The organism is Streptosporangium sp. NPDC048886, from assembly GCF_055586905.1.
Genome location: NZ_JBVJHH010000097.1, coordinates 1 through 6,583 on the forward strand (window position 1 = coordinate 1; position 6,583 = coordinate 6,583).

The 6,583-nt window shown below is 69.3% G+C and carries 7 protein-coding genes; 6 read left to right on the forward strand and 1 reads right to left on the reverse strand.

What is annotated here, in order from left to right:
- The first annotated feature begins 169 nt into the window (after positions 1–169).
- The 3 genes from ACZ6R6_RS48970 to ACZ6R6_RS48980 all read left to right on the forward strand — a co-directional run bounded on the left by ACZ6R6_RS48970 (position 170) and on the right by ACZ6R6_RS48980 (position 2,627).
- On the forward strand, positions 170–748 hold the full coding sequence (locus tag ACZ6R6_RS48970) for a helix-turn-helix domain-containing protein (protein WP_470104374.1): 579 nt from the start codon (positions 170–172) through the stop codon (positions 746–748).
- A 5-nt stretch (positions 749–753) separates the two neighbouring features.
- Complete coding sequence (locus tag ACZ6R6_RS48975; RefSeq protein ID WP_470104376.1) at positions 754–1,305, forward strand: transposase; 552 nt, start codon at positions 754–756, stop codon at positions 1,303–1,305.
- A gap of 230 nt (positions 1,306–1,535) precedes the next feature.
- Complete coding sequence (locus ACZ6R6_RS48980; RefSeq protein WP_470104378.1) at positions 1,536–2,627, forward strand: winged helix DNA-binding domain-containing protein; 1,092 nt, start codon at positions 1,536–1,538, stop codon at positions 2,625–2,627.
- 113 nt (positions 2,628–2,740) lie between these two features.
- On the opposite strand, the gene ACZ6R6_RS48985 is transcribed toward ACZ6R6_RS48980, so the two are convergent.
- The gene (locus ACZ6R6_RS48985; protein WP_470104380.1) at positions 2,741–3,706 is read right to left on the reverse strand and encodes a helix-turn-helix transcriptional regulator; all 966 of its coding nucleotides are present in this window, start codon (positions 3,704–3,706) and stop codon (positions 2,741–2,743) included.
- A 96-nt stretch (positions 3,707–3,802) separates the two neighbouring features.
- Here ACZ6R6_RS48985 and ACZ6R6_RS48990 point away from each other — a divergent pair, with 96 nt between their 5' ends.
- From ACZ6R6_RS48990 to ACZ6R6_RS49000, 3 genes are read left to right on the forward strand one after another with little or no spacing between them, the layout of a single operon-like run.
- Positions 3,803–4,813 carry an ATP-binding cassette domain-containing protein gene (locus ACZ6R6_RS48990; protein WP_470104382.1) on the forward strand — a complete coding sequence of 337 codons (1,011 nt, stop codon included), beginning with the start codon at positions 3,803–3,805 and terminating at the stop codon, positions 4,811–4,813.
- Complete coding sequence (locus ACZ6R6_RS48995) at positions 4,810–5,598, forward strand: ABC transporter permease (RefSeq protein ID WP_470104383.1); 789 nt, start codon at positions 4,810–4,812, stop codon at positions 5,596–5,598. The genes ACZ6R6_RS48990 and ACZ6R6_RS48995 overlap by 4 nt, the downstream gene beginning before the upstream one ends.
- Positions 5,599–5,625: 27 nt before the next feature.
- The gene (locus ACZ6R6_RS49000) at positions 5,626–6,444 is read left to right on the forward strand and encodes an SDR family oxidoreductase (RefSeq protein WP_470104385.1); all 819 of its coding nucleotides are present in this window, start codon (positions 5,626–5,628) and stop codon (positions 6,442–6,444) included.
- Positions 6,445–6,583: the final 139 nt, after the last annotated feature.

The following is a 6,583-nucleotide window of genomic DNA, read 5'->3' on the forward strand; positions in this document are numbered from 1 at the left end:
CGGCCTGACCAGCGCGAAGGCCACAACGACGAAACCCAAGCCCAAGAAATCCACTAATCCGCGACCACGACGCACAGGTTAAAGATCAAGCTAGGGCTTCGTTCCTTTTTGAGCGGCAAGATTAGACGTACTATCAGGTCCCAGTGGGTCGTTGATGGGCGGTGAGGCAGTGCCGAAGCTCCTGTTCGCGCGAGCGCCGAAGGACCCGGTCGAGGAACGCAAGATCCGTAAGCTGGCCGGCGCCCGGCACGCTCCGGCCGATTGGATCCGCAGGGCCCAGATCATTGCGTTGAGCTGGGAGCGGCTGCGGGTGCCGCAGATCGCCCGTGAGCTCGGTTGTGCGGAGAAGACGGTGCGCTACCGGCTGGTGCGCTTCAATGCCGAAGGCCTGGACGGGCTGGGAGATCGTCCTGGCGTCGGCCGTAAACGGCGGATCAGCGAGGCCGAACGCTCGCAGATCATCGCGCTGGCCCGCACTTCGCCGCCGGGCCAGCCGGTGCGCGATCAGGCAACCGGTGAGCTGGCCGCGGCCGATGAGGCCGGGCCGGGCAGTTGGACGCTGGACACCCTGACCCAGGCTGTCCACGAACTGGGCATCGTGATAGCACGCTCGCAAGTGCGACGAATCTTGCTGGCCGAAGGGGTGCGCTGGCGCCGTACCCGCTCCTGGGCCACCAGCCATGACCCGGACTTCGCCCCAAAAGAACCCGTGTTGTTGCCCTCTACACCTGTCCGCCGCCGGGAGTGACGGTCGTGGCGGCCGATGAACTCGGCCCGGTCCTTCCCCGAACCTTCGATCCCGTCCCCGGATGGAGCACTGACGGCCGGCGGATCAAAGCAGCCTTGACCTACAGTCGCGGGCAGGAGAAGACCTGGGTCTACGGCGGCTTGCGCGTCGCCGACGGCCATGCGGTCACCATGACCGCCGCCTCGCGCAACGGTATCGGCTGGCAGCGCTTCCTGGCCCTGCTGGAGCAGAGTAACCCGACCGGCACGATCGCGGTGATCACCGACAACCTGTCCAGCCACAACAGCGTCTCCACCCGCGAATGGCTCACCGAGCACCCGCGAATCCAGCAGGTGTTCATCCCCAAGGGGGCCTGCTGGCTCAACCTGCAAGAAGCCTGGTGGCGCATCTTCCGCCGCCAGGCCCTGGCCGGGCAGACCTTCGCCGATTCTGACGAGATCACCTACGCCACCACCGTGGCGACCATGCAGCTCAACACCCGCGCCCGCCCCTGGATCTGGAGCAGGCCGACTCCCGAGCCTCGTCGCCGCCGACGCCGTTTTATCTACCTGCTTTGAGGAACGAAGCACTAGGTACAGCTCCCACGGACCGCTCATCGCCAGGGGCGTCACTCGCACCAACCTGGGCCAGCCCGTAGAGGCCACGTGCGCCTCGATCTGTCGGCCCTCTGCGCCAGGATGGCCCCATGCGCTTGGTAACCGATGAGGAGCGCCGTGCCCGGTTAGGCGTGCGGCATGCTCTCGCACCCACGGCCAAGGCGGCCTCTCCCGAGGAGGCCGCGAGTGCGGTGGTGTGTCTACACGCCACCGACCCGCCGAGCGTGCACCTGTCCTGCTGGGCACGGGTCGACGCGCTCGACATCGACGACGTCGAACGGGCGCTCTACGACACACGTTCCCTCATTCGACAGCAGTCGATGCGCGAGACCCTGTTCGTGTTCCCCTGCGATCTTGTGCCGGCGGTGTGGGGAAGTGCTTCGGCCCGGGTGGCCGCGGCCCATCGCAAACGGCTGGTCAGGGACCTCCAACGCTGGGGGCCGGCCGCTGAGGGGCAGGGAGCCGCATGGCTTGCGACTGCGGAGGAGGCGGTGCTGGCGCACCTGGCCGACGGCGTGCCGCGGTCCTCGAAGCGAGTACGCGAGGAAGTGCCCGAGGCCGCCGGTTTCATCGAGCAGGCTCCGGACAAGTCCTGGGGAGGACGGATCGCGATCGCTCCGCGAGTGCTCACCCAGCTGAGCCTGGACGGCGCGGTATCGCGCGCGGTCAACGCTGGAGCCTGGTACACGAGCCGCCCGACATGGACGACGACACAGGCGTGGTGGGGGGACGAGGTGCCCGAGGCGCTTGCGGCGCGGCAGGGCTATGCCGAGTTGGTGTCCCGGTGGCTGTGGTCCTACGGTCCCGGCACCGTCGATGACCTCGCTTGGTGGCTCGGCGGCACCAAGTCCGCAGTCCGCACCGCGCTGGACGACATCGGCGCGCAGCGGGTGTCCCTGGAGGACGGCTCGGTCGGGTGGCTGCGCGAGGACGATCTCGCCCCGGTCGTCGCCGCCGAGCCGTGGGTCGCGCTCCTGCCGTTGCTCGATCCGACCGTGATGGGCTGGGAGGCACGCGCCTTCTACCTCGGTGCGCACGCACCCCAGTTGTTCGACAGTGCAGGAAACGCCGGGACTACCGCCTGGGTCGACGGACGCGTCGTCGGTGCATGGGTGCAGGATCCCGGCGGTGTGGTCGAGCTGCGCCTGCTTGATGACGATGTCTCCCCGCAGGCCCGCGAGGCGTTGGCGGCCGAAGCGCGGCGGCTCAGCGCGTGGCTCGACGGCCAGCGGGTGTTCACCGTCTACCCTTCACCGGCCATGCAGCCTGGCGCCGGGCGTTGACGCGAAGGGGCCGCGGGTGGGCCGGGGGCCTGGGGCGGTGCGTGTTTCCTCCGTGTCCGCTGCTCCGGGTCGGCATCGCCCGGTTCTGCGCCCTTTGAAGACCGTTGTGCGGGTCACGGGGGCTCTTGGGTGCCGGCGGTGAGGCGTCGTCCCCAGGCGCGCATGTAGGCGATGGCTTCCGGTGGGCCGTGGACCACAACGGGGGCGTCGAGCGCTCCGATGCAGAAGGTGGCCCAGTCCAGGGAGTCGGTGGCGATCTCCACCCGGCACGAGGTGTCGTCGATGGGTTCCACCGTCCCGTAGTGCGCGATCTCCTCCCGTACCCGTTCGGCGGGGGCCCCGACCGTGGCGCGGACGGGATACCTGGCGGGCATCGCCCTGATCCGGGCGCGCATGTACTCAACGGGATCGTCGGCGGGGAGGGGGCGGGGGGCGAACGTCGTGCCGGTGCGGCTCGCGTCACCGATGCGGTCGACGCGGAAGGTGCGCCAGTCGGCCCAGTCGAGGTCCCAGGCGATGAGGTACAGGCGGTTCTCGACGCGGACGATGTGGTGCGGGTGGACTGTCCTGGCAGCGGTCTGACCGGTGCGGGTGCGGTAAGCGAACTCCACCGTCTCGGTGTCGCGACAGGCCAGGGCGAGGGTCGTCAACAAGGTGACATCGGTGACGCCCACGCGTGCCTCGGGGGTGGGCGCTGGGACGGCGACGGCGCGGAGGCTGTCGATGCGGCGTCGGATACGCACGGGAAGCACCTGGACGATCTTGGCCATGGCGCTCAGCGCGGCGTCGGCTGACGTCGGGTAGGGGCCGGAGGTGATCTCTTGGAGCCCCATGACGATGGCGGCGGCCTCGTCCTCGCTGAGTACCAGGGGCGGGAGCGAGGCGCCGGGGCTGAGTTGGTAGCCGCCACCAGTGCCCCGTGTGGCGGTGATCGGATACCCGAGCTCCTGGAGGCTGTCGATGTCGCGGCGGAGCGTGCGCTGGCTGACGCCGAGGCGGCGCGCGAGCTCGTGGCTGGGCCAATGGCGCCGGTTCTGCAGCAGTCCGAGGAGTTCGAGGACCCGGGTGCCGGTCGACATGAGCCCACTCTAGGCCCACTTGTGGACATATAGCGGCCACAAGCCCAGTGATGATGGGAACCGCCACCGAAGCGGGAATGGAGCGCACGCCAACACATGATCAGCACTGCCAATCTGTCCCGGAGTTTTCGGGCTCCCGACGGCGATGAGGTCCGCGCTGTCCGGGGCATCGACCTCTCCGTGGCGCACGGGGAAACGGTCGCCGTTCTCGGCCCCAACGGCGCGGGCAAGAGCACGCTCATGCGGATGCTCTCGACGCTGCTCCCACCCACGGGCGGCACCGCGCGCGTCGCCGGCTTCGACGTGCGGACCCAGGCTCCGCTGGTGCGCGAGCGCATCGGCTACGTCGGCCAGGGCAACGGCGCCGGGCACACCCAACGGGCCCTGGACGAGGTCGTCACCCAGGGCCGCATCTACGGCCTCGACCAGGCCGCGGCCCGCGCCCGAGCCGCCGAACTGCTCTCGGCGCTCGGTCTGGAACAGTTGGCACGCCGCAAGACGCAGGCGATGAGCGGCGGCCAGCGGCGGCGCCTCGACCTGGCGATCGGGCTGGTGCACCTCCCAGCGTTGATGTTCCTGGACGAGCCGACGACGGGCCTCGACCCGCAGAACCGCAACAACCTCTGGGACCACATCATCGGGATGCGGCGCCGCAGCGACATGACCGTCGTCTTCAGCACCCACTACCTGGAGGAGGCCGATCAACAGGCGGATCGGATCGTCATCATCGATCACGGGCGCATCATCGCCGAGGGCACGCCGACCCAGCTCAAACAGCGTCATGTCGGAGACCGGCTGACGCTGGAAACAACCGACCACGCTTCCGCCGAGCGCCTGCGTGGGCTCATTGCGGCGATGGACGGTGTCGGGACGGCGACCCGTCAGGGTGATGCGGTCACCGGGCAGGTCGCCGACGGCCGCGTGGCACTGCCGAGCGCGATCGCCGCCGCCCTGGACCAGGGGATCACCGTGGTCGCAGCCGACACCCGGCTCCCCACGCTCGATGACGTGTTCCTCGAACTCACCGGCCGGAGCCTGCGCGACGCCGGCGGGCGAGGCGCCACCGGCACCGAGGACAGCGACCAGACACCGCAGAAGGCCGCATGAGCACCATCACCCCACCCCGCAGACGCAACGTCGCAGGCGACACCCTCATCGTGATGACCCGCGAGCTGCGCCCCGTGGCCGGTGACCCGTTCTCCCTGGTCGTCGGACTGATCCAGCCGCTGTTCTTCCTGCTCCTCTTCGGGCCCCTGCTCGTGCACGACACGACGACCGGGACCGCACACCAATCCCCGTGGGCGTGGTTTGTCCCGGGGATCCTCGTGATGACCTCGCTCTTCGGAACGGCGGGGACCGGATCCAACCTCCAGTACGACCTCCAGGGCGGCTCGCATGAACGCCTCCTGGTCACGCCGTTGGCGCGCTCGTCGCTGTTCATCGGACGAGCGCTCAAGGAGTTCGTGCCGCTCGTCGTCCAGGCCGTCGTGGTCGTCCTGGTCATGGTCCCGTTCGGTTTCCGCCCCGATGTCGGCGGCGGCGTCCTGGGCCTGGTGCTCCTGGGTGTCCTCGGCGTCGGGATCGGGTCACTCAGCTACGCACTGGCCATCGCCGTGCGCGAGCAGGACTGGATGTTCTGGACCGTGCACCAGACGGTCCTCTTCCCGCTGATGATCCTCTCCGGGATGCTGCTCCCCCTCGATGAGGGGCCGCAGTGGATGCGCGTCCTCGCGCAGTTCAACCCCCTCACCCACGTCGTCGAGGCCGAACGCGACCTCTTCGCCGGACAGATCGCGACCCCCGACGTCGGCTACGGATTCCTCGCCGCCGGCACGACCGCCGTCCTCGGCTTCGTCCTCGGGCTTCGCGCCCTGCGCGCCAGCACCGACTGACAACACCCGTACGAAAGGACCACGAACATGCGCATCCTCGTCACCGGAGCGACCGGCCAGGTCGGGCGGCACCTCGTCGCGCAACTCCACGAAGCCGGACACGACGTCCGCGCACTCTCCCGCACCCCCGCCAAAGCCGACCTCCCGACCGGTGTCGAGGTGGTGGCGGGCGACCTCACCGATGCCGCCACGCTCGAAGCGGCCATCGAAGGGGTCGACGCGATCCACCTGATCACCTTCGGCGGCGACGGCGACCTGACCAACGGCCCCGAGATCATCGACCTCGCCGCACGCCACGGCATCACTCGGGCCACAGTCCTCAGCGGCTGGTCGCCCACCAGCATCGAAAGCGCACTGGAGTCCAGTGCGATCCGCTGGACCCTGCTGCAGCCGGCGGAGTTCATGTGCAACGCCCTCGAATGGGCCGATGAGATCCGCTCCCAGGGCACCGTGTCCATGCTCGCCACCTTCCCCAGCGCGATGGTGCATGAGGCCGACATCGCCGCCGTGGCCGCCACCGCGCTCACCCACGAGGGCCACGAGGGTCGGAGCTACCCGATCACCGGGCCCGAAGCCCTTACCCCGGCGGAACGCACCCGGATCATCGCCGAGGCCACCGGGCAGGACATCGCCTTCGTGCACCTGAGCGAGGACGCGGAGCGCGCCCGGCTGCGCGGCTACGGATACGACGAGGACTACGTGGAGTTCGGAATCCAACTGGCCACGAACCCGCCCGAGGCCAGCGGTGTGGTCCTGCCCACCGTCGAGGACGTCACCGGCACGCCCGCGCGAACCTTCGCCCAGTGGGCGCGGGAACACGCTGAACGGTTCCGCACCGCGCCCTGACCCGCACGGGCCGAACCCGGGGCGCCGCACAGCGGAGATTTTCTGCATCGGAACTGTGATTCTTGACCTACGGCCCGGCTGGGCCTGCCACGCTCGACGCTGGCACCTGGTATGACCCGCATTCGGAACTGGCGCCCGA

What these genes read in the sequence shown, in the direction of transcription:
- ACZ6R6_RS48985 (WP_470104380.1), bottom strand. Translation starts at nt 3,706, where the DNA reads ATGTCGACCGGCACCCGGGTCCTCGAACTCCTCGGACTGCTGCAGAAC.
- ACZ6R6_RS48990 (WP_470104382.1), top strand. Translation starts at nt 3,803, where the DNA reads ATGATCAGCACTGCCAATCTGTCCCGGAGTTTTCGGGCTCCCGACGGC.
- ACZ6R6_RS48995 (WP_470104383.1), top strand. Translation starts at nt 4,810, where the DNA reads ATGAGCACCATCACCCCACCCCGCAGACGCAACGTCGCAGGCGACACC.
- ACZ6R6_RS49000 (WP_470104385.1), top strand. Translation starts at nt 5,626, where the DNA reads ATGCGCATCCTCGTCACCGGAGCGACCGGCCAGGTCGGGCGGCACCTC.